The sequence below is a fragment of the Polynucleobacter sp. KF022 genome, from assembly GCF_027924105.1.
GTDB lineage: Bacteria > Pseudomonadota > Gammaproteobacteria > Burkholderiales > Burkholderiaceae > Polynucleobacter.
This window is the reverse complement of record NZ_AP026972.1, coordinates 1,201,374-1,225,652: the sequence shown is the minus strand read 5'-3', so window position 1 is coordinate 1,225,652 and position 24,279 is coordinate 1,201,374. Positions and strand designations below refer to the sequence as shown.

18 protein-coding genes are annotated in these 24,279 nt (G+C 46.3%); 12 read left to right on the top strand and 6 right to left on the bottom strand.

From position 1 onward, the window contains the following. Nucleotides 1–41 precede the first annotated feature (41 nt). Nucleotides 42–2,612: a cyanophycin synthetase gene (gene cphA / locus PKF022_RS06365; RefSeq protein ID WP_281776265.1), complete on the bottom strand. Its 2,571-nt coding sequence runs from the start codon at nt 2,610–2,612 to the stop codon at nt 42–44. After that, complete coding sequence (gene cphA / locus PKF022_RS06360; protein WP_281776264.1) at nt 2,613–4,805, bottom strand: cyanophycin synthetase; 2,193 nt, start codon at nt 4,803–4,805, stop codon at nt 2,613–2,615. It lies immediately after the preceding gene. A 205-nt stretch (nt 4,806–5,010) separates the two neighbouring features. Between cphA (PKF022_RS06360) and PKF022_RS06355 the strand changes: the two genes are divergently transcribed. From PKF022_RS06355 to PKF022_RS06310, 10 genes are all read left to right on the top strand, one after another. After that, complete coding sequence (locus PKF022_RS06355) at nt 5,011–7,356, top strand: ABC transporter ATP-binding protein (RefSeq protein ID WP_281776263.1); 2,346 nt, start codon at nt 5,011–5,013, stop codon at nt 7,354–7,356. Further along, nucleotides 7,353–7,832, top strand: a complete 480-nt coding sequence (locus PKF022_RS06350; RefSeq protein WP_281776262.1) for a DUF1854 domain-containing protein — start codon at nt 7,353–7,355, stop codon at nt 7,830–7,832. The genes PKF022_RS06355 and PKF022_RS06350 overlap by 4 nt, the downstream gene beginning before the upstream one ends. A 307-nt stretch (nt 7,833–8,139) precedes the next feature. Then, nucleotides 8,140–9,135 carry a tripartite tricarboxylate transporter substrate-binding protein gene (locus PKF022_RS06345; protein ID WP_281777479.1) on the top strand — a complete coding sequence of 332 codons (996 nt, stop codon included), beginning with the start codon at nt 8,140–8,142 and terminating at the stop codon, nt 9,133–9,135. 84 nt (nt 9,136–9,219) lie between these two features. Further along, a complete protein-coding gene (locus tag PKF022_RS06340) occupies nt 9,220–9,747 on the top strand; it encodes a tripartite tricarboxylate transporter TctB family protein (protein ID WP_216230525.1) in 528 nt (175 codons plus the stop codon). 41 nt (nt 9,748–9,788) lie between these two features. Continuing rightward, nucleotides 9,789–11,288, top strand: coding sequence for a tripartite tricarboxylate transporter permease (locus PKF022_RS06335; protein WP_281776261.1), 1,500 nt, complete (start codon nt 9,789–9,791; stop codon nt 11,286–11,288). A gap of 93 nt (nt 11,289–11,381) precedes the next feature. Beyond that, complete coding sequence (locus PKF022_RS06330; RefSeq protein ID WP_281776260.1) at nt 11,382–11,753, top strand: DUF2946 domain-containing protein; 372 nt, start codon at nt 11,382–11,384, stop codon at nt 11,751–11,753. 81 nt (nt 11,754–11,834) lie between these two features. Beyond that, nucleotides 11,835–14,042 carry a TonB-dependent receptor gene (locus tag PKF022_RS06325; RefSeq protein ID WP_281776259.1) on the top strand — a complete coding sequence of 736 codons (2,208 nt, stop codon included), beginning with the start codon at nt 11,835–11,837 and terminating at the stop codon, nt 14,040–14,042. Nucleotides 14,043–14,155: 113 nt separating this feature from the next. Further along, nucleotides 14,156–15,295 carry a sialidase family protein gene (locus PKF022_RS06320; protein WP_281776258.1) on the top strand — a complete coding sequence of 380 codons (1,140 nt, stop codon included), beginning with the start codon at nt 14,156–14,158 and terminating at the stop codon, nt 15,293–15,295. Further along, on the top strand, nt 15,295–15,771 hold the full coding sequence (locus PKF022_RS06315) for a hypothetical protein (protein ID WP_281776257.1): 477 nt from the start codon (nt 15,295–15,297) through the stop codon (nt 15,769–15,771). Before PKF022_RS06320 ends, PKF022_RS06315 begins: the two co-directional genes overlap by 1 nt. 37 nt (nt 15,772–15,808) lie before the next feature. Beyond that, entirely contained in the window at nt 15,809–16,282 is a 474-nt protein-coding gene (locus tag PKF022_RS06310; protein ID WP_281776256.1) for a copper chaperone PCu(A)C, read from the top strand. Between the two features lie 73 nt (nt 16,283–16,355). Here PKF022_RS06310 and ilvD read toward each other — a convergent pair whose 3' ends face one another. Next, the gene (gene ilvD, locus PKF022_RS06305) at nt 16,356–18,047 is read right to left on the bottom strand and encodes a dihydroxy-acid dehydratase (RefSeq protein WP_281776255.1); all 1,692 of its coding nucleotides are present in this window, start codon (nt 18,045–18,047) and stop codon (nt 16,356–16,358) included. Between the two features lie 225 nt (nt 18,048–18,272). Here ilvD and PKF022_RS06300 point away from each other — a divergent pair, with 225 nt between their 5' ends. Then, nucleotides 18,273–19,307 carry a hypothetical protein gene (locus PKF022_RS06300; RefSeq protein WP_281776254.1) on the top strand — a complete coding sequence of 345 codons (1,035 nt, stop codon included), beginning with the start codon at nt 18,273–18,275 and terminating at the stop codon, nt 19,305–19,307. A gap of 59 nt (nt 19,308–19,366) precedes the next feature. Here PKF022_RS06300 and glnK read toward each other — a convergent pair whose 3' ends face one another. The 3 genes from glnK to ppa form a co-directional block, all read right to left on the bottom strand. Then, nucleotides 19,367–19,705 carry a P-II family nitrogen regulator gene (glnK, locus tag PKF022_RS06295; protein ID WP_068323619.1) on the bottom strand — a complete coding sequence of 113 codons (339 nt, stop codon included), beginning with the start codon at nt 19,703–19,705 and terminating at the stop codon, nt 19,367–19,369. A 70-nt stretch (nt 19,706–19,775) separates the two neighbouring features. After that, on the bottom strand, nt 19,776–21,395 hold the full coding sequence (locus PKF022_RS06290) for an NAD+ synthase (protein WP_281776253.1): 1,620 nt from the start codon (nt 21,393–21,395) through the stop codon (nt 19,776–19,778). A 34-nt stretch (nt 21,396–21,429) separates the two neighbouring features. Next, nucleotides 21,430–21,966, bottom strand: a complete 537-nt coding sequence (gene ppa / locus PKF022_RS06285) for an inorganic diphosphatase (protein ID WP_281776252.1) — start codon at nt 21,964–21,966, stop codon at nt 21,430–21,432. A gap of 183 nt (nt 21,967–22,149) precedes the next feature. Between ppa and PKF022_RS06280 the strand changes: the two genes are divergently transcribed. Next, nucleotides 22,150–24,210, top strand: a complete 2,061-nt coding sequence (locus PKF022_RS06280) for a sodium-translocating pyrophosphatase (protein ID WP_281776251.1) — start codon at nt 22,150–22,152, stop codon at nt 24,208–24,210. Nucleotides 24,211–24,279: the final 69 nt, after the last annotated feature.

Below are 24,279 nucleotides of genomic sequence, written 5' to 3'. Positions count from 1 at the left end.
TGGGGTTTTTACTTGGAATTAATTTGAGAGAGCAAATGCCTTTAAGGCTTTACCTTTTCTTTGAGGTAGGCAAGCGATTCTTCTACTTGATCAATGAGGATGAGGCAGATATCGCCAGCAGATAGATCTTCTAGAGCGGTATCAATGGCTTTAAATTCACCATGAATTTCCTTGATTTGCTTTGCCTTAGTAGCTCCAACTAGACCTTCTTGCAGTAGCTTTAATACTTCGCCATCTTCACGCCCACGCTGGCAGGCATCTTGATAGAGGATGACGTTATCAAAAGCATTGCCTAGGATGCGAGTGAGGTCACGAATATCTTCATCGCGACGATCGCCTGCACCGCTAATCACCACATGACTCTTATTCGGCTTCATCGCTTCAATAGCGCTGGTTAAAGCACGCATTGCATCAGGATTGTGACCATAGTCAGCAATGACGGTTGCGCCATTGTGTTGGAATTGGTTAAAGCGTCCTGGCACAGAATTGGCATTGCTCTCAAAGCTATGCAGCCCTCGAGCAATCTTTTCCGCATCCAAGTCTAGAGCCCAGGCGGCACCAATAGAGGCCATCACATTTTCTACCTGGAAACCAAGAACACCATTTTGAGTCAATGGAATCTCGCTGACAGGGAAGCGGAACATCACGCGTGAACCCTTAGAGGCAACTATATAAGTACCATCAAAGTAAATTACTTTTTTATTCTTAGCGCGATGCGCTGCAATGACCGGATGATGCTGGTTTTGGGCAAAGAAAATAACTCGCCCAGCACATTTGTCACCCATCTTTGCAACCATTGGATCAGCAGCATTGAGAACTGCAGCACCAGTAGGGGCAACGTTTTGAACAATGACTCGCTTGAGAATGGCTAAATCTTCCACACTGGTAATGTAATTGAGGCCTAGGTGATCACCTTCGCCAATATTGGTGACAACCGCAACTTCGCAGCGATCAAAACCAAGACCCTCACGAAGCATACCGCCACGTGCAGTCTCCAATACTGCTGCATCCACATCGGGATGCATTAGGACGTTACGGGCGCTCTTCGGACCGCTGCAATCACCGGTGTCGATTAAGCGATGGTTGATATAAACACCATCTGTACCAGTCATACCAACGCGTAACCCAGTTTCATTTAATAAATGAGAGATTAGGCGAACGGTAGTGGTTTTACCATTAGTGCCAGTAACTGCAACTACGGGAATGCGTCCATCTTCACCTGGAGGGAACATCATATTGACGATGTCTTCGCCAACAGGACGACCTTTGCCATAGGATGGTTTGAGGTGCATACGCAAACCAGGTGCAGCGTTCACTTCCACAATGCCACCACCTTGCTGTTCCAGCGGTTTATAGATGGACTCACAAAGAATGTCTACGCCAGCAATATCAAGCCCAATCATTTGAGCAGCTGCAACAGCGCTTGCAGCAACATCAGGATGAACATCGTCAGTCACATCCGTTGCGGTGCCGCCGGTACTCAGGTTGGCGTTGTTGCGCAGTAAAACTCGCTCACCAGTTTTGGGAACATGTTGTGGGGTAAGGCCAGAGCTTGCTAAATGGGCTAGGGCAATGTCATCAAAACGAATCTTTGTCAGAGCGGTAGCATGACCATCACCGCGCAATGGATTTTTGTTTTCTATTTCAACTAATTCGGCAACGGTATGCGTGCCGTCACCAACCACCTGGGCGGGTTCGCGGCGTGCAGCAGCAGAAAGACGATTGCCTACTACTAGCAAGCGGTAGTCTGCGCCTGGCAGATAGCGTTCAACAATGGTTTCACGACCAAAGGCTTGGGTCACGATAAAGCCAGCGCGCACTTCTTCTTCAGTCTGAATGTTGGCAACGACACCTTTACCTTGATTGCCATCTTTTGGTTTTAAAACAATGGCGCCACCAATTTTTTGAGCGGCACGCCAAGCATCATCCGCAGTTGTTACTACCTCACCAATAGGTACTGATACGCCAGCAGCGGCGAGTAAATTCTTAGTGAGCTCTTTGTCTTGTGCAATAGCTTCTGCAATTGCACTGGTATCGCTGGTTTCTGCAGCTTGAATACGTTTTTGTTTGCTGCCCCAACCAAATTGCACCATGCTGCCTTCGGTCATACGGCGATAGGGGATATTGCGCTGTACGGCAGCATCGACGATGGATCCAGTGCTGGGCCCCAAACGGACGTCTTCATAAAGTGCTTCTAATTCGGAGAGGGCTGCAGCTAGATCAAAGGGTGCGTCGTTCAGTGTTGCTTGAATTAAAGCAAAGCCAAAGTCGAAAGCCATTCGACCAACGACTTCTTCTATGTATTCAACCACCACTTGATAGACGCCAACATCGATCGTTTGTACTGTGCGACTAAAGGTAACTGGACAACCTGCTTGAGCTTGAAGGCCAAGAGCAGCGTGCTCAAGAGCATGCGCAAGGGATAGCACTTCATTGTGGCCACCACGACGCATACTACCGAGCTGTGGAAAGCGTTCACGAATCTTAGTTTCAAACTGGGGAATAGAATCTATAGACCGCTCAGATGCATCACAAGAAACAATGGCTTCTAAAGCAGTGTGGCGACTCCATAAATTTGGGCCGCGCAACATGCGAATACGGGTAATTTCCAATTAAGCCCCTGTAGCAGTAGTAGCGTCAGGTACAAAAGTTTCTGCACCTGCTTCGATAACGTTAAACGGAATATCTAAAGCCCAGGCAGCCGCAATCGCTGCGCCCAAGTTCATAGTCTTCCAAGGAGTAGAGTTGTTTGCTTCTGAGTGACGCGGTACAGGGATTGATTTTTGATCCAACTTAGCGGATTTCAGGGTAATTTGCTGTTTGCCAATCGTTACTGCACGTCCGCCATTCAGTAAATGATTTTTGATAATCTCAGAGTCTGGATTTTCACTAAAGAAGATGACATCACCATCGCAAAGCTCTGCCATTTGCACGCACATTACATCATCTGCATTTAGCACCGCTGTACCATTGGGTAGCACTACATCAACCTGTGTGCGAACGATGCTAAAGACTTGATCCTCGTCGTAAATCGCATACTGCGGGAAGTTAGCTTTCGGATCTACATTGAGTACCACGCCAACTTGGCAGCGATCGTAGGCTAAGCCTTCGATCAGCATTGATAAGTGATTGTTCTCAATAACCACCGCTTCTACTGCCCGATTCAGAAGTGTGCGACGGGCATTCTCCCAATTGGATGCGTTGGAATTCGGTATGGCGCGATTGCCAAAAAATAATCCCTTGCTGCAAGATAGGCCAACATAGACATTGGTTAGGCGCAAGAAGTGCGCAATCATTTCAGCGACAGGCGTTTTGCCGCGCTCGCCACAAACACCTACTACTGGGATGCGGAAGTCGGTGCCAGGAGGAAAGAGGTGATCCGCAATCTCTTTGCCAACTGGTTGAGGTTTGCCGCTAGCAGGTTTTAAGTGCATCAGCAGGCCAGGGCCAGCATTGACTTCAACAATAGCAGCATTTTGGTCGGCCAATGGCTTGCTAATGTCTTGTGCAACCAAATCAACGCCTGCGATTTCTAGACCAACGACACGAGCGGCTAAAGCTACTTGGCTAGCAACATCGGGGTGGATTAAGTCTGTGACATCAAATGCAACATTACCGTTACTTTGAATCAATACTTTTTGATCAATAGCGGGAACGCTGTCGCCAGTTAGTTGTTGGCGTACCAGTTCAAGCTCTACTGCAGAGTCAATTCGAACAGGATTCAAAGGATGCTCTTCAGCAGTGCCGCGACGTGGATCAGAGTTAATCTGAATTTGAATGAGCTCATAAACAGTATGCTTACCATCGCCAGTAACCCAAACTGTCTCGCCTTTTGCAGCAGCAACTACTTTATTGCCAACCACGAGTAGGCGATGTTCATCACCAACAATATGGCGCTCAACTAAAACTTCACTACCTTCATCAATCGCAACCGCGTAGGCTGCTTCAATTTCTTGTTGGGTATAAAGATTAATAAATACACCGCGACCATGATTGCCGTCGATTGGTTTCACCACCACCGGTAAGCCAATATCTTGAGCAGCTTCCCAGGCGTCGTCAGGACTAGTAACGGTTCTGCCTTCAGGGGTTGGTACACCAGCACTGCGCAGCAAGCTCTTGGTTAAATCTTTATCGCGAGAGATAGTTTCTGCAATCGCACTTGTTTGATCAGTCTCAGCAGTCCAGATACGACGTTGTTTGGCGCCATAGCCCAATTGAACTAAGTTGCCTTCAGATAAACGAATCGATGGAATGCCACGCTCTTCTGCTGCATTCACAATGCAAGCGGTACTAGGACCTAGTAAAAGATCGTCCCCAAGATCGCGTAAATTTTCGATGATGGTTTGCACTAGAGCAGCACAATCGATGTTGTCTTGTGCCAAAGCCAGATAGAGGTCACGTGCATATTTGAGAGCAGTGAGGGTCACCTCTTCATTGATTGCACTCACCATCACTTTATAAACACCGCGACGATCTCCATCACGTGCTTTGCCAAAACCGCCAGGAATGCCGGCTAAATTTTGTAACTCAAGCGTCAGGTGCTCCATGATGTGAGCAGGCCAAGTGCCTTCTTCAACGCGCTTTAAGAATCCGCCAGTTTCACCATAGCTGCAACGATGTTCAACCAGGCTTGGCATTGCTTTAACAAGTCGGTCATAAAAGCCAGGAATGAGATTAGAGGGGTAGTCCTCTAAATCGCCAATATCGACCCATACCTCTATAACGGGATGGTAGGTCCACATATTGGGGCCACGGAGATGCTTAACGCTCAGAATCTCGATGGATTTATCTAGTAATTGGGGCATATGCAGTGTTGCGATGGACGTCGCCAGGGGTTTTGGCGTTGACGCGTCAGACAGTCTCTCTGTTTCTAGTAGTTATTGAAAAACTCACAAAATTAGCAAAAATACATAAAAAGGCCTATTTAGATAATTTAACGGCTTTTGACCCCCTAAAGTTGACAGGAGCAATAAATCTAAATAATTCAGCTCCACTATACTTTTAAGGTCAATGAAGCCACAAATCTTACCTTTTGCCCCCGTGCTGCCAAGCCCCTGGGAGGCTGTTTTAGCGAATCAACAATCCCCGGTGAAGAGTCCCGATGCCCTACTGGCATGGGTTGAGCTCGATCTCGATGCGGATTTGCGCTTTGAAAAAAGCCTACTTTTGCTGAGCGATCAGGGGCTGTTTTGGACGGATGGCAGGGTATTTGAGTCTTGGCAATTGGGTGAAGGCGCCCATTTAGTCCATGGTGATCATGCAGGAGTAGGGCATCTAAGGCTAGAAACTGCCGATAAGTTACTCAAGTCTTGGAATTTCACCTTAGCTGTGAATCCCCAAGTCCTTCGCTTGCAATCCAGTTTTAGGCAGCTCAATCGTGGCGAAGAAATTAGCAATGGCGAGGTGAGTGAGTACGACAAACAGGTCTGCCCGGTTTGCTTAAGTCCTAAACCAGCAAACTCTGAGAGTTGCCCAACGTGCGATCCGGAAGATGATGCTCCGCCATCCACTTGGACTTTATTTAAGCTCTGGCGTTTTGCGCGTCCCTATAAAAAACAATTGCTTCTCGGCTTTGTGCTGACTCTACTGTCGACAGGCGCAACATTAATCCCACCTTATCTCACGATGCCGTTAATGGATCACGTGTTGATCCCATATGAGAAGGGCAACCCGATCGATTTTCATTTGGCCAGTATGTATCTCTTGGCTTTGTTTGGCGCTGCGATCGTTGCATGGGGATTGGGTTGGTGGAAAACGTATTTACTTGCTTTAGTGAGTGAGCGTATTGGCGCTGACTTAAGAAATACTACTTTTGAGCATTTACTTAAACTCTCATTGGAATATTTTGGCGGCAAACGTACAGGTGATTTGATTGCACGTATTGGCGCCGAGACCGATCGCATCTGTGTGTTCCTATCCCTATATGCGCTCGATTTTGCAACCGATGTGTTGATGATCACCATGACGGCAGCGATCTTGGTATCGATTGATCCTTTGTTGGCCTTAGTTACTTTGGCGCCATTGCCATTTATCGTTTGGATGATTCATGTAGTGCGTGATCGTTTGCGTTTTGGCTTTGAAAAGATTGATCGCATCTGGTCTGAAGTGACTAACATTCTTGCTGACACGATTCCAGGTATTCGTGTTGTGAAAGCGTTTGCGCAAGAGGATCGTGAACTTAAACGCTTTGTAGATTCCAATAAACATAATCTGCAAATTAACGATCGCGTGAATCGCGTCTGGGGCTTGTTCTCTCCCACGGTGACACTACTAACGGAAACGGGTTTGTTGGTGGTGTGGGGCTTTGGTATTTGGCAAGTAGCGCATCAGAAGGTAACAGTTGGTGTTTTGATTGCATTCTTGGCATACATCGGACGTTTTTATATTCGTCTCGATTCGATGAGCCGCATTGTTTCGCACACACAAAAAGCAGCTGCGGGCGCAAAGCGTATTTTTGACATTCTCGATCACGTCTCTAGTGTTCCGGAGCCTATCAACCCGGCTCCTTTGGGTGAAGTCAAGGGCCGTATCTCGATGCGTGGTGTGGGTTTCCGCTACGGCAATCGTGCCGTCACTAAAGGTATTGACTTGGATATTGCCCCCGGTGAAATGATCGGCTTAGTAGGGCACAGCGGCTCAGGCAAAAGTACATTAGTGAACTTGATTTGTCGCTTCTATGATGTGAGCTCCGGCTCTGTTTCATTGGATGGGCGCGATATTCGCAGCATCGCCATTGCCGACTATCGCAAACGTATTGGTTTGGTATTACAAGAGCCATTTTTATTCTTTGGCACGATTGCCGAGAATATTGCCTACGGTAAACCAGATGCCACTCGTGAAGAAATTATTGAAGCAGCACGCGCAGCGCACGCCCATGAATTTATTCTGCGTCTGCCATTAGGCTATGACTCCCTGGTTGGTGAGCGTGGCCAGTCTTTATCTGGCGGTGAACGTCAGCGTATTTCAATCGCACGTGCTTTGTTAATTAATCCAAGTATTTTGATTTTGGATGAGGCGACATCATCTGTAGATACCACCACTGAAAAAGAAATTCAGCGCGCATTAGATAATTTGGTCAAAGGTCGCACCACGATTGCGATTGCACACCGTCTCTCCACCTTGAGAAAGGCAGATCGCTTAGTCGTTTTAGATAAAGGCGAGATTGTTGAAATTGGTTCTCACGAGCAGTTAATGGAAGCGCAGGGCGCTTATTACACTTTGTACCAAGCTCAGCTACGCCATGCAGCAGAGTTGGTTGAAGGCGGCGCTATTGGTGAAAGCTTGGAAGAAGAACAAGCAGAGCAGCAAGAAGAGAAGCTAGAAGAAATGGCTAAGAAAATTGGGGGTGGGGTATGACCCAAATCAATCAATCCACTCATCAACTAGAGCGTGATGCGCTAGGTCGCCTGGTCTTTATTGATAACAAAGGTGAGCGTCATATTGACGTCCATCCTGTCAGAGCCTTTCCAATAACCGCGCCTGGTGCTGGCATCGCCATCATGAATCAATCTGGTAAAGAGCTTTGTTGGTTTCCAAACATGGCTGCCATTTCTGAAGCGGAGCTCGGATTAATCGAAGAAGAGTTGGCTGAGCGTGAGTTCATGCCCGTTATTGAAAAAATTACCAAGGTCTCCACCTTTGCTACACCAAGCATTTGGGATATCGAAACTGATCGCGGTCCAACGCGAATCCGTCTCAAAGGTGAAGAGGACATTCGCAGGATTGCTGGCAATACATTGCTCATCGCCGACTCCAATGGCTTGCAGTTCCTCATCAAAGACTCCACACAGCTGGATAAAGTCAGTAAAAAACTGCTAGATCGCTTCCGTTAAGCAGCAGCATTCTGCGGTCATAATTAAGGGAAAACCCTTAACAATAATTTGCATCAAAGACCTTTTAAAAATGTGCATTTTTCGTGCATTAAATGCAGTTTTTTATCCCTGATGTAAGTACACTGTCTACGGTCTTTGGCTTGAGTTATCAGGGTTTCTACTAGATTTCAGAAGCCCATGTGAATCGTTTGCGAAATTATTGATGGCAGTCAAGTTTTACTGGCACATCTTGTTTAAAAATCATTCACACAACAAATAAGCCAAATTTAATTGGTTAACCATTTTTTTGGAGACATATCTTATGAAGATGAAGTTAAAAGGTGCTTTGATTTCTACAGCATTAGCCCTTGGTGTTGCAGGCATATCTCCTGCATTCGCTGCATGGGAGCCAACCAAGCCTGTTGAGTTCATTATTCCAGCTGGTCCTGGCGGTGGCGCTGACCAAATGGCTCGCATGATCCAAGGCATCATTACTAAAAACAACTTGATGAAGCAGGCTGTTATTCCTGTGAACAAGGGTGCAGGTGCTGGTGCTGAAGGTTTCTTGGCAATGAAAGAAGCGAAGGGCGATCCAAATAAGATCGTGATTACGCTCTCCAACTTGTTTACTACTCCTTTGGCTACTGGTGTTCCATTCAATTGGCAAGACATCACGCCAGTAGCGATGTTGGCACTTGACCAATTTGTTTTGTGGGACAACGCTGACAAGCCATACAAGACTGCCAAAGAGTATATCGATGCTGCTAAAGCAGCGGGTGGCAAGTTCAAAATGGGTGGCACTGGTTCTAAGTCTGAAGACCAGATCATTACTGTAGCGATTGAAAAAGCAACTGGCGCTAAGTTCACTTACATCCCATTCAAAGGGGGTGGCGACGTTGCGGTTCAGTTGGTTGGTAACCACATTGATTCTTCTGTGAACAATCCAATTGAAGCAGTTGCTCAATGGCGTGCAAATAAATTACGTGCATTGTGCGTATTTGATGACACACGTATGCCATACAAAGAGAAGGTTACTGATACTCAATCATGGTACGACGTACCAACTTGTAAAGAAGCAGGCGTTCCAACTGACTATGTCATGTTGCGTGGCATCTTTATGGCTCCTGGTGTAACTCAAGATCAAGTGGATTTCTACATCGACTTGTTCAAGAAAGTTCGCGCTACACCAGAGTGGAAGAAGTTCATGGCTGATGGTGCATTCAATCAAACATTCATGACCGGTAAAGAATTTAGAAACTGGCTCACATTGAATGAAGCTTTGCATAAGCAATTGATGTCCGAAGCAGGATTCTTAGCTAAGTAATTTTGTTAGAACAAGATGGGACCTCCAGTAGGGGGTCCCATTTTTTAAGTAAGTGCGTTAATCAACTTTATTAAAAATATAAAAATGTCTGAACATACAAATAATTCAAATCAAGAATCAGCGATCAGCGTAAGAGCGATGGATATCATCACTGCGCTCGTATTCCTTGCGATTGGCCTGACAGTAATGGTCGGTAGTTTGAAATTGGGTGCTAGCTGGGGTGCGGATGGTCCAGAAGCGGGATATTTCCCTTTCTACATTAGCTTGATTATTTTGCTTTCAAGCACAGTCACTCTTTACCAAGCTGCGATTGTTAACAAGAAAAAGAAAACAGAGTCATTTGTCGATAGCGAGCCATTAAAGCAAGTTATGGCCGTGCTTCTGCCAGCGACTGTGTTTGTATTGGGCGTGCAACTGATTGGTATTTATGTTTCTGCTGCTCTCTACATCGCCATCTTTATGGTGTGGTTAGGCAAGTATCCAATTTGGAAGGCTGTTGCTGTGTCTGTTGGCGTGAGCGCTGCCCTCTACCTCATGTTTGAGTACTGGTTCCAAGTTCCATTGCCACATGGCTCCTGGTTCAACCCTCTCGAGTTCTTGGGTGTGCAATAAAAAAGAATAACTATTAAAAAAGATTAAATAAGGAGTTCAAGTTGGAAGAAATTAGCGCTCTATTCAACGGCTTTGCCGTTGCAATGACACCCTTTAACTTGCTGTTAATGTTGGTTGGTGTAACGCTCGGTGTGATCATCGGTGTGTTGCCAGGTTTAGGTGGTGCAAACGGTATTGCGATTCTGTTGCCGTTGACATTCACAATGCCACCAACATCCGCGATCATCATGCTCTCTTGTATTTACTGGGGCGCGTTATTCGGCGGAGCGATTACATCGGTGCTCTTTAATATTCCTGGTGAGCCGTGGTCCGTTGCGACAACCTTTGACGGTTATCCAATGGCCCGTAATGGTAAAGCTGGTGAAGCATTGACTGCAGCCTTCACATCTTCATTCGTAGGCGCTTTCTTTGCGATTGTGATGATTACCTTCTTGGCACCATTGGTTGCGAAGTTTGCACTCCAATTCGGTCCGCCAGAATTCTTCTCGGTCTACCTGCTCACCTTCTGTAGTTTCGTCGGTATGAACAAAGGATCGCCATTTAAGACCATTTCAGCAATGATGTTAGGTTTTGCTTTGGCTACCGTTGGTATGGATACCGTTACAGGCCAATTGCGCTTGACATTCGGTAACCCAGAATTGATGCGCGGCTTTGACTTCTTGATCGCTGTGATCGGTTTGTTCGGTATCGGTGAGATTCTCTTGTCAATGGAAGAAGGCTTAGCATTCCAGGGTGCGGCAGCGAAGATTCGCGGCAAAGTGGTTTGGGAAACTTGGAAGCAATTGCCTAAGTACTGGGCTACTTCATTACGCAGCTGCTTAATTGGATGCTGGATGGGTATTACTCCAGGCGGTGCAACACCTGCATCCTTCATGGCTTACGGCGTTGCTAAGCGTGTATCTAAAGAAGGTGATAAGTTCGGTACCGGCAAGATGGAAGGTATTGTTGCTCCAGAAACTGCAGCTCACGCTGCTGGTACTGCAGCACTTCTCCCAATGTTGTCACTCGGTATTCCAGGTTCACCAACAGCAGCGGTATTGCTCGGTGGCTTGTTGATCTGGGGCTTGCAACCTGGTCCTTTGCTTTTCGTAGAGAAGCCAGACTTTGTTTGGGGCTTGATCGCTAGTATGTATTTAGGTAACTTGGCTGGCTTGTTTGTTGTATTAACTTGCGTGCCACTGTTTGCCTCTATCTTGAGAATTCCGTTCTCAATCATTGCACCAGTCATTATTGTGATTTGTGCGGTGGGTGCATACACGGTTCACAACGCCATGTTTGACGTTTGGTTGATGATGGGCTTCGGTGTTCTCGGTTATGTCTTTAAGAAGCTGGACTACCCAATGGCGCCAATGGTCTTGGCCTTGGTATTGGGTGACCGTGCAGAAGACTCCTTCCGTCAGTCCATGCTGTTCTCACAGGGTAGCTTAGATATTTTCTTCTCTAACCCATTGGTTGGCGGTATTACATCTTTGGCTTTATTGCTCCTCTTCTGGCCATTGATTGGCAAGTTTGTAGGCAAGAAAAAGGCTGCTGCAGTTTAAGAAAATCCGCTAGCAATAGCGATTTCAAAGGGAAAAGGGGCGTCAGCCCCTTTTTTCATGCCAAAGTGAAAATTCCGATAAAATTCTCCCATCATGAATTTCCATAAAAATCGCCTCATTCACTGGATTGCTGCTTTTGCAATCGCAATGAGTGCGCTTGCGCCAGCAGTATCACAAGCAGTCTCGCTTGCGAAACATGGTCAAGGTTTTGCGATGGAGATTTGTTCGATTGATGGCAGCAAGCTGCAAATCAATGTGCAGGGTGATGAGCAAGAGGTAGCGGAGCAAGCTCAGCCATGTCCATATTGCGTAGCTCAAAATAGCATTACACCAGCCTTTAATACCAATCTCACATTCCAAGCGCCGCAAACTTTAGCGTTGCTGCCACAGCTTTTCTATCAATCACCTAAACCACTCGCAGTTTGGGTAACGCCTCCTTCAGCAGCTCCACCAGTAAACGCCTAATTAAATATTAGGGCATAGCCTAGCTATGCAGTTGGCAACGATTCATTCAATACGTTGCAGCATTATCAAGTGGAGTAGTACATGTTGTTCAAGCAGAAAAAAATTAGTGCATGCGTATGCATGTTGTTTGGGTCAGTATTTATTTCCATCGGTGCCCAGGCGCAAATTGCACCACCACCTGATTACGATCAAAAGTTAAAGAGTGTCACTGTAACGGCGACTCGCTCTGGTACGCCGTTGGATGAAATTCCTTTGAACACAACAGTTCTGACTAAGGAAGCCTTAGAAGTTGCGCCGGATCAGACGATTGATCAGATTCTGAAGAATGTTCCAGGCGTGATTTTGAATGATCAGCCTTATTACCAAAAGGATCCAACAGGTCAAAGCATTAACGTGCGCGGTCTCGGGAACGCCAGAACTTTGGTGTTAGTTGATGGGTTACCTGCTAATGATGCTTTCTATGGAACAGTACAGTGGAATTTGGTGCCGATGTCCTCAATTGACTCTGTTGAGTTTATCCGCGGTGGCGTATCTAGCCTGTGGGGTAACTATGGCATGGGTGGTGTGATCAACATTAAGACGAAAACCCCGATGAATAGTCAGCAAGAAGTTTCTGCAAGTATTGGTACTTTTGGTACTGGCAATGTGGCTGCATCCAAAGATTTAATGGCTTCAGAAGCCTTGCAATTGCGATTCTCAGCCGACTATTTTGGTACCGATGGCTATCAAAATATTGCAACCATTGCTCCGGCATCTCCAAACAATATTAAAAATGGCCAGAGCAATGCTTCCTCTCATAACTCTAACGTCAGGTTGCAGGGCTACTTTAAGCCGACGCAGGATACCAATGGTTTCTTTAGACTTGGTTATCACACTATGTCTGACCTATCTTCGGGCTATGCCTTTGCAACCAATTTAACGCAAGAAACTGACGTAGCTGGAGGAGTAACTACTCGCCTTGACGACAGGTCTAAAGTGGATGCGAACTTTTTCTATGAGAATACAAATTTCAATAAGCAAAACGGATCTACAACCAGCCTTCGAGGTACAAGGGGTGCAACGGCTCCTTATAACTACCCATATATCAATGCAAACTACAAGGATCCATACAGTACTGTAGGTGCTTCGGCACAATTTACCAAAGAGGTGACAGGTTTAATTGATCAATATGTAGTGGGTGTTGATGCTCGCAATATTGCCGGCTCCAATCAAACAAATAACTTGAGTACTACTGGCGCTGTTCAAGCCGTTAACTATGGCCAAGGTCAGCAGAATTTCTATGGCTTGATGGGGCAATTGAAATCTAAAGCAGAATCATTTCCGCTCGAAACAACTCTAGCCGCTCGCGTGGATCAATGGAATAGCCAAACTCCAACCAACTACAACGCAGGCTCAAATGGTGCAAACCCTTCATATCAAAATGTACCCAACCAAAGCAAGACGCAATTGAGTCCTACCTTGGGCTTGTTATATAAGATGAGCAACAATTGGGATTTACGTTCTGCTGCCTATCAGGCATTTCATGCGCCTGGTATGAATAATACGTTGCGTTCTTATGGCTCATCTAGCGGTTATAGCTTTGCTAATCCCAATCTAACTCCAGAAACTATGACGGGTTACGAGGTCGGCACCGACTATCGCTGGAGTGGTGGCTTTGCGCAATTAACGGGATTTAATAATTACATTCAAAATGCTGTAGCAACTTATAGTCTCTCCTCAAAAAGCGCATCTGATGTTGCTTTAGCTAAGAGTCTTTGTGGCGCTACAACCGGTAATCCACTAGTTGGTGGGTCGGGCGTTGGTATTTGTAATTCAACGAATATTAGTTATTACACCAACAACCAAAATTTGCTGAGTCAGGGTATTGAATTCCAGTTTCATCATGACATTAACTCTAAGTGGACAACAGATGCTAATTACGCATTTACTAGCACTAAGTTAACAAACAGTGCTACAAGTGACCCAACAGGCAAACAGGTTGGTGGGGTTCCGCAGAACATTCTTGGCGGTGGCTTAACCTATTACCCTCTGCCACAGGCTAGTTTGACTGCTACAGTCCGTTATGTGGGTAGTTCTTGGTTGAATACCTCAAATACTCTACCGGTCGCCTCTTATACGGTAGTGGGGTTACGTGCTAACTATGAGGTGACAAAAAACGCAACTATCTATGCTTCTGCTGTGAACTTATTTAATCGCCAATACATCACATTTGGTACTGGAGGCAGCAGTACATCCTACACGCAGGGTATGCCACAGTCTATTTCTGTCGGTGGACGTATCATCTTTTAATCATGATGCAAATACATTCCCCATTTAGACGCCTAGCACTACTTTGTACACTTTTTTTGAGTGGGCTAGGTGCCGTAGGGTATGTGCAGGCGCAGATGGATCATTCCTCTGGCATGACAAGCTCTACAAAAAAGGATATGACCTGCCAGGGTAGTAGTTTGGAGTGCGCAAATGCAGCTACCCCATTTTTTGCTGCTGATGGGAAGTTGTTATTGGCATGGACTGCTAACGGAGTTGTGTCCGTTGCTCAATCCAATGATTTGGGTAAAACATTCTCAACACCTGTCAGTATTGCTGAGCATGGCAAGTCATTGGATACAGGTAGTGATGCTCGGCCACAAATTGTTGTGGATAGAGAAAACAATGTCTTTTTGGCTTACAGCTTTTTTAAAGACTCCCATTGGAATGCGCAAATCAATACTGCCAGATCTCTGGATGGTGGCAACACATTTACACAGCCTACATCTTTGGTAAGTGACAGTTCAAGCCAGCGTTTCCCATCGGTGCTCATAAAGCCTAATGGCAATATTTTTATCTCTTGGATTGATAAACGCCTTGTCGCTGCAGCTAAGCAGGGTGGTGAGAGGCGTCTAGGCGGATCGATAGCCTATTCCTTCTCTCAAGACGGTGGAAAGACATTTCAGGCTGAGCGTTTTGCAAACGAGAGTGCTTGTGAGTGCTGCCGAATTGGGGGAGCCTTAGACACTCAAAGTCAGCCAGCTATCGTCTATCGAGCTATCTTCTCTGGCGGCATAAGAGATCAGGCCTCCCAAGTCATTTTAGACAGTGGAGCAGGCCCCGTCCGGAGAGTTGCCGATGATGATTGGAAAACAGACGCTTGTCCACATCATGGTCCTTCCATTGCTATTTCGGGATCCGGAAAATTCCATGTGGCTTGGTATACCCAGGGTAGTAAGCGTGTTGGTGTCTTTTATGCCAACTCTAGTAATCAAGGTGCCACTTACTCAAAGCCTAGTCGTATCGGTGCTGAAGGTGCGAATGTTGCAAGACCATATTTGCTCGCTATGGGCCAACATGTGTGGATCGTATGGAAAGAATTCGATGGCAAGAAGTCGTCTGTGTACTTAAAAGAGTCTACTGATGATGGCAGTACTTGGGGCTCACCTAAAATACTGGCAAGCACAGCAGGATATAGCGATCATCCGCTATTGTTAGCGCGAGGTAATGAAGTTTTTCTATCCTGGTTAACGCGTGATGACGGTTATCAATTAATGAATATTGGGCGTAATTAATGAAAAAGTTTTGGATCACCTGGGTATTAAGTTTATTAATGACCAATATAGTGCTGGCAGATACTGGCACACTCAAGCCATATCAGGCTGGAGATTGGAATGCATTGGTGAAGACCACTAATGGCGCGCCTTTGGCAATTCATTTTTGGGGTGTGACTTGTCCAGCCTGCGTAAAGGAGATGCCGCAGTGGGGGAGCTTTGTAAAAAACAATCCTACTGCTAGGGTAATTTTTATTCAGGTGGATGATGTATCGGTTGACTCAATCAAGAGGATGTTGAATAAAGCGGGATTAGAAAAAGCTAATAACTTTTATGTGGCCGCTCCATTTGATGAGCGCCTGCGTTACGAGATTGACTCTAAATGGCATGGTGAGACCCCTACAACTATCGTCATCGATAAAAGTGGCAAGGCTAGTCGTAAAACAGGATTAATTGATTTTCAAAAGTTGCAAAATGCTTTGATAGTAAGACCCTAATTCAGTTTGTTATTTGTAAATTACCAGGAGAATAGAAATGAAATCAAAACGATTAATTAGTTTATGTGCTTTTGCTGGAATAGCCTTAGGCTTGAGTTTTTCAGCTCACGCCCAAAACGCTAAAGTCGGTAGCGTACAAATCGAGAACGCTTATACCCGCGCTACTGTTCCAGGGCAGCAGGCTGCTGGCGGATTTATGAAGATTGAAAACAAAGGCGCTGCTGATCAACTCGTTTCTGCAAGCTCACCAGTTGCTGGTGAAGTGCAATTGCACGAAATGGCGATGGATGGCAACGTCATGAAAATGCGTCAGGTAAAAGATATCGCTGTACCTGCTGGCGGCGCTGTGGAGTTGAAGCCAGGTGGCTTGCACCTTATGTTTATGAACATTAAGGCACCATTGACTGCTGGTGAAACTGTTCCGGTCAAACTCAAATTTGCTAAAGCTGGCGAAGTTGAAGTAAAAATGCCTGTAAATGCGATGGGTAATCCAGGTGCAATGAAGCATTAAGATCCAGCAGTATTGCTGAAGTAATAAAAAAGCCCCTAGTTTTACTTAGGGGCTTTTTCTTTGGCTAAACAACTTATATTTTTAAGTCCAAATCCGTTACCGCACCTTTGCTAGCACTACTTGCAAGACTTGCGTATTTTGCGAGCAGACCGCGGGTGTAACGTGGTTTAGGTTGCTTCCACGCTGCACGACGCTTGGCGATCTCAGCCTCATCTACATTGAGTTGAATGAGTAGTTTGTGGGCATCAATAGTGACGGAGTCGCCTTCATTGATAAGGGCGATTGTGCCGCCGACATACGCTTCAGGCGCTACGTGGCCAACTACCATGCCCCATGTACCACCAGAGAAGCGACCATCGGTAATGAGGCCAACTGACTCGCCTAAGCCTTGGCCAACCAGGGCGGAGGTAGGGGCAAGCATTTCACGCATACCAGGCCCACCTTTAGGGCCCTCATAACGAATCACCACCACATCACCATCTTTAATCTTTTGGGCCATGATGGCTGCCATCGCGTCATCTTCAGAATCAAAGACACGTGCTGGACCGGTAATAGATGGATTCTTCAAGCCAGTAATCTTCGCAACGCAACCCTCAGGAGAGATGTTACCTTTGAGAATGGCCAAGTGACCTTGCTTGTACAAAGGATTGTCTAAAGTACGAATCACTTTCTGATCGGCGCGTGGCACGGAAGGAACATCTTTCAGTACTTCAGCAATTGTCTTACCAGTGATGGTCATGCAATCACCGTGGAGTAATCCACCGTCGAGCAAAATCTTCATCACTTGTGGAATGCCGCCGGCTTGATGTAAATCGGTTGCTAGGTAAGTGCCAGATGGTTTCATATCCACAATTACAGGAACGCGCTTGCGAATACGTTCGAAGTCATCAATAGTCCAGTCGATCTCAGCTGCACTAGTAATGGCCAAGAAATGCAATACCGCATTCGTAGAACCACCAACAGCCATGATGACGCTCACAGCGTTCTCAATAGATTTCTTAGTGATGATGTCGCGTGGACGCAGGTTATTTTTAACCGCTTCAACTAAGACACGCGCTGATTCAGCTGCGCTTGTAACCTTCTCGGCATCAACGTTAGCCATCGTGGAGGAGTAGGGCAGGCTCATACCCAAAGCTTCAAAGGAAGAGCTCATGGTGTTCGCTGTATACATGCCGCCACATGATCCGCTGCCTGGACAAGCATGCTGCTCAACGCCTTTTAAATCTTCTTCGCTGAGTCGACCAGAAGTAAATTCACCCACCGCTTCAAATGCAGAAACAATATTGAGCTCTTTGCCCTTGTAATGACCTGGCTTGATGGTGCCGCCATAAACATAAATGCCGGGAACGTTAGTGCGAGCCAAAGCCATCATGCCGCCTGGCATATTTTTATCGCAACCACCGATAACAACTACACCATCTTGCCAAAGACCATTGACACAAACTTCAATACTGTCAGCAATTACCTCGCGTGAGACGAGAGAGTATTTCATACCCTCAGTGCCCATACCAATACCATCAGAAACTGTTGGAGTACCGAATACTTGTGCTTTTGCGCCTGCTGCTTCGAGAGCTTCAACTGCTGCATCGGCTAATTTTTGCAAGCCACTATTACAAGGAGTAATCGTGGAGTGACCATTCGCAACGCCAACCATTGGCTTTACGAAATCCTTTTCTTCGTAACCCATTGCGTAATACATCGAACGGTTAGGTGCTCGAGCGACCCCTTCGGTGACCATGCGCGAGCGTTCATTTAGGCGTTTCATGCTTATTACTCCAGAAAAGGTTTGTGTCTAAAGGCTCTATTGTGCCGTGAGATCGATTAGCCAGCCGTCAAACGTATCAGTGGGCAATTGACGCTCACGAATGTAATTGTTGCGATGCAATATTAAATGAGCTTTATTGACACAGAAAGTCTATGTTTATTAATGACTTACAAATGTAATTGATTGGGGTAATATGGAATCGTACACAATCATAAGATACCTGACTTGGCACATCTACCAACAAAACTTCCAGAAATTCGCGGAGAAGCATTTACTAGAGCAAGAGAAGGTCTAGGCTTAAGCACGAAGGATTTATCGGGAATGTCCTGCTTCTCGGTTCGCCAAATTGAGCAAATCGAAAATGGCGAGATAACTAGTTTTTATGGGCTACAAAACAAAATCACGGCAGCAAAAAAAGTTGCTGTTTTATTAAAGCTCACTCCAGAAGAGGCATTTGATTTTTCTGGAGTAGCGCAACCCGTTAAGCCAGCTGAAGTAGAAGAAAAATTGCAGGAGGAGACAAAAACCTCTGTGCCAGAGCAAAAAGCAATGACGGCAAAAGAAAAAGAAGTTACGCCCACAACTCAAGCAATAGTTGAGGATTCAAAAACTCAAAAAGTCAGTGCTATCAATATTTCACAAAGCGCCTTTGATTACAGCGTCAAATCAAAAGTGCCAGTGAGCTCAAAAAAGAAGATCATCCTGTTATTAGCAATTGCTGCGGCATTGATTTTTTCTGTGGTGAACTTACGTCCGCTATTCTTCCCTGAGCCAGTTAAAGAAGAAGTGGTCATCATTCAAGAAGTTGCGCCAGAGACGCCGCCAGCAAGCGCGCCTACTGAGCCTGCACCAGCTGCCCAGCCCGCAACCGCTGTTCCTGCTCCGGCTACTCAGCCTGTAGCGGCAGCCGTTTCAGCTGAGTGCCCACCTGCCGATGCTTCTGCTCTCAATTACAAACCAGACGCACCTAAAAAAGCGGGCGATATGGTGTATTTGCAATCCAAGACTGCACAAACGGTTTGTGTGGTGGATGCTACCGGTAAAACTCAAAACAAAATGCTTGAGCCTGGTGTTGGAGCCAGCGTGTATGGCAAGCCACCGTTTAAAGTCTTAACTGGTGGATTAAATCAAGTAGATTTGTATTACCAAGGCGCGAAGGTGCGCACTGGCAATACAAGTAGCAAGACCATTATTTTGGAGTCCGCTGAAATTGTTCAGTCTGTAGCTCCATCTACCACTACAGACTCTCAATTCCGTTAATCCAAATAAAAACAGCGGCTAATGAAGCCGCTGGTTTGGATAATGCATTTAGTCGAGCGTTAAACAGCTGCGTTATCGGTCTCGCCAGTGCGAATACGAATCACTTGCTCAACTGCAGTAACGAAAATCTTTCCGTCACCAATCTTGCCAGTGCGCGCCGCTTTAGTAATGGCTTCGATAGCAGCCTCTACGCGGTCATCAGCAACTACAGCTTCTACTTTTACCTTAGGCAAAAAGTCGACTACATATTCAGCACCACGATAGAGTTCGGTATGACCTTTTTGACGGCCAAAACCTTTAACTTCAGTCACGGTCAGACCGGTAACGCCTACTTCAGCCAAGGATTCACGGACTTCATCGAGTTTGAACGGCTTAATGATGGATGTAATTAATTTCATTTATTCCCCCTAATGCAGTAATCATACCTAGAACTTCAATAGCTTGCCAAAATTGGGCTGTTTTTGGGCTCTAGGCTCTAAATTGCGATGTGATTGGGTAACGCCAATCCCGGCCAAAAGCACGGGTTGTTACGCGGACCCCTGGGGGTGCTTGGCGACGTTTGTATTCATTGAGCTTAATAAGGCGCGTAACCTTTTCGACACTCTCCGCATCAAAGCCTGCGGCAATAATCTGGGCGATGGATTGGTTTTGCTCCATGTAGCGTTCAACGATGCCATCTAATACTTCATAGGAAGGCAGGCTATCTTGATCTTTTTGGTCAGGGCGTAATTCTGCTGAAGGGGCGCGAGTCAAAATACGCTCCGGAATGATGGGCTTAATACTATTGCGATAGGCGCATAAGCGATACACCAAAGTCTTGGCAATGTCTTTAATGACTGCAAAGCCACCAGCCATATCTCCGTAGAGCGTGCAGTACCCAACTGCCATTTCACTTTTGTTACCAGTGGTTAAAACGAGTCGACCGGTTTTATTAGACAGCGCCATGAGCAGTGTGCCGCGCACACGTGCCTGAATGTTCTCTTCAGTAGCGTCTACTTTTAAACCTTTAAATTGTTCGGCTAGAGAAGTCTCTAAAGCATCAACCGGTCCGCTGATTGGAATCTCATCGTATTGCACGCCTAGGTTCTGTGCCATCTCCCGCGCATCGATCCAGGAAATGTCCGCGGTATAGCGTGAGGCCATCATGACGGTGCGCACTTTGTCGGCACCTAAAGCGTCTACAGCAATTGCTAGAACTAATGCTGAGTCCACGCCGCCAGATAGGCCAATAATCACGCCAGGGAAGCGATTTTTAGTGACGTAGTCACGAACACCCAAGACCAGTGCTTGATAGGCCTGCGCCTCAACAGACTGGGGTGGGGTAATTAACCCCTTTTCTAATTCACCGGATGCGGTGGTTGCAACAATGCCTAAGCCAGTTTCAAACTGGGGCATAGCCATCACAACTTCACCTTGGTTATTTAAAGCAAATGAGCCACCATCAAAAACCAATTCATCTTGTCCGCCAACGGCATTGACATAGACCAGCGGCATTTTGGTTTGGGCAATATGGCCGCGCAATACATCAATACGTAGCGCTTCTTTTTTCAAGTGATACGGAGATGCATTCGGCACGAGTAGTACTTGTGCTCCAGCAGCATGCGCTTGCTTAGCCGGACCAGCATGCCAGGCATCCTCACACAGAATTAATCCGTAACGAATGCCTTCGCATTCAAATACACAAGCTTGATTGCCAGGAACGAAGTAACGCACTTCGTCAAAGACTTCATGGTTAGGCAATTCTTGTTTCGCATAGCCTGCAATCACTTTGCCGTCTTGTAAAACGGACGCATAGTTTTGCAAGCCAGCGGATGTCTTTTTGGGGTGACCCACGATAACGGTCAGACCAGAGTGCTGAGCAAGCTCTTTCATTAAGATTTCAAGCTGCTCCTGCGCTGCTTCAATAAAAGCAGGGCGGAGTAATAGGTCTTCTGGGGGATAGCCGGTGAGCGAAAGCTCGGGGGTTACTACGAGTTTGGCGCCTTGAGAATAGGCTTCAAGAGCGGCCTTGTGAATTAGCTGCGCGTTGCCAGCCAAATCACCCAGTAATGGGTTGATTTGGGCCAAAGCAATTTTCTGTGCGCTCACTCCGATTCACAAAGCCTATCAATAATTTAAAAAATTACTTGTTCTCTTTGTTATAGCGTTCGATGCCCTCAAGAATTTCTTGATGAGCTTCTGCAATACCACCCCAACCCTTCACTTTTACCCACTTACCTGGCTCGAGATCTTTGTAGTGCTCGAAGAAGTGTTGAATTTGGTTTAAGCGCAAAGGATTGATATCCTCTGGTTTTTGCCAGTGAGTGTAGATAGGCAAAATTTTGTCTTCTGGAACAGCCAACAATTTCGCGTCTTGACCGCCTTCATCTTCCATTTGTAAAACACCAATTGCGCGGCAGCTAACAACCACACCTGGGATCAATGGGAAAGGAGTAATCACGAGAACGTCAACAGGGTCGCCATCACCAGCGATGGTTTTATTGATGTAACCATAGTTACATGGGTAGTGCATTGCAGTGCCCATAAAACGGTCAACGAAAATTGCGCCACTCTCTTTATCTACTTCATATTTGATTGGATCCGCGTTCATTGGGATTTCAATAATGACGTTAAAGCTTTCAGGGATCTTTTTACCTGGCTTGACGTTGTCGAGACTCATAAATACTCCGAATAGTGATTAGTAAATACCCTGATCCTATAGAGGGGGCGCAGGGGTGATTCTGTTACATACTGGTAATACTTAAAGACCATAGTTTAAAGCTTTCGGGAACCAGGTCTACCTAAGTGCAGGATATGCAAATCAATAAAGATTAACAAATGATTAACTTTAGGGAGTTCAAGCATGAGTAATGTCACTTTAGGCTTGTATTTTGCCTTGGCGTGCGGTGTCCTAGCCGTAATTTACGGATTTGTGATGCGCGGCTGGATCTTGAAGCAAAGTACGGGTAATGCCAAGATGCAAGAAATTGCGGAGGCGATTCAGCAGGGTGCGGCGGCCTATTTGTCACGTCAATATAAGACGATCGCCATTGTTGGGGTGGTTCTTACTATCCTCATGGCGCTCTTTCTGGATTTTGCAACTGCCATAGGCTTTGTGATTGGTGCTGTTCTCTCTGGTGCCTGTGGCTTTATCGGTATGAATGTCTCGGTACGAGCAAACGTTCGCACTGCAGAAGCTGCTACCAAGGGAATGAACGAAGCGCTTAATGTGGCATTTAAAGGTGGTGCCATTACCGGCATGTTGGTGGTGGGTCTTGGCCTCTTGGGCGTCGGCTTGTTCTTTATGTTCCTGGTATCGATTGGCGCAGGACAAGACCTCTCTTCGGTATTACATCCGTTGATTGGTTTGGCATTCGGCTCATCATTAATTTCCATCTTTGCACGTTTAGGTGGTGGCATCTTTACTAAAGGTGCTGACGTTGGCGCTGATTTAGTAGGTAAGGTGGAAGCAGGTATTCCAGAGGATGATCCACGCAATCCTGCAGTGATTGCTGACAACGTAGGCGATAACGTGGGTGACTGCGCAGGTATGGCAGCAGACTTATTTGAAACGTATGCCGTAACTTTAATTGCAACCATGGTTTTAGGTTCGCTCATGGTTGCTGGTGCACCAGTTGCTGCGATTGTTTATCCGCTACTACTTGGCGGCGTTTCAATCATTGCCTCCATCATCGGTTGCTCATTTGTAAAAGCAACGCCAGGCATGAAGAATGTCATGCCAGCCTTATATAAAGGCTTGATCATTGCTGGCGGCTTGTCATTGATTGCCTTCTACTTTGTAACTAACTTCATCATGCCGGATGATGCCTTAGGAATTCCGGGCAGCCAATGGCGCTTGTTTGGCTCAACAGTGGTGGGCTTGTTGTTAACAGCAGGTTTGGTATGGATTACTGAGTACTACACTGGCACCCAGTTCAAACCAGTACAACATATTGCTGAAGCGTCTACTAAGGGTCATGGTACTAACATCATTGCTGGTTTAGGCATTTCCATGAAGTCGACTGCTTATCCAGTGCTATTTGTATGCGCTGCGATTTTTGCAGCGTATTGGTTAGCTGGTTTGTACGGCATTGCGATTGCGGCAACTGCGATGTTGTCGATGGCAGGTATTGTGGTTGCACTGGATGCCTACGGCCCAATTACCGATAACGCTGGTGGTATTGCAGAGATGGCAGGTTTACCTCAATCGGTACGTGACATTACCGATCCATTGGATGCGGTTGGCAACACTACTAAAGCAGTTACCAAAGGTTATGCGATTGGTTCGGCGGGTCTAGCATCACTCGTGCTGTTTGCTGACTACACCCATGCCTTAGAGGGTATTGGTCAGCAAGTGTCATTTGATCTGTCAAACCACATGGTGATCATTGGTCTCTTTATCGGCGGCATGATTCCTTACTTGTTTGGTGCGATGGCCATGGAAGCGGTTGGTCGTTGCGCTGGTGCAGTGGTCGAGGAAGTGCGTCGTCAGTTCCGAGACATCCCTGGAATCATGGAAGGTACTGCTAAGCCAGAGTACGGCAAAGCTGTAGATATGCTCACCTCAGCAGCAATTAAAGAGATGATCATTCCTTCACTCTTGCCAGTGGTTGCCCCAATCGTAGTGGGTCTCTTGCTAGGACCTGCTGCATTGGGCGGCTTACTCATGGGTACGATCGTGACTGGCTTATTTGTAGCAATCTCGATGTGTACCGGTGGTGGCGCTTGGGACAATGCGAAGAAATACATTGAAGAAGGAAACTTTGGTGGCAAAGGTTCTGAGGCTCACAAAGCCGCAGTAACTGGCGACACCGTAGGTGACCCTTACAAAGATACTGCGGGTCCTGCTGTTAATCCGCTGATTAAGATCATCAACATCGTGGCATTGCTCATCGTGCCATTGTTGCCAGTGGTCTCACGTTAAGCAATCAGGCTGCAATAAACAAAAACGCCTAGCAATGCTAGGCGTTTTTTATTGGTATCGCCATTTTGA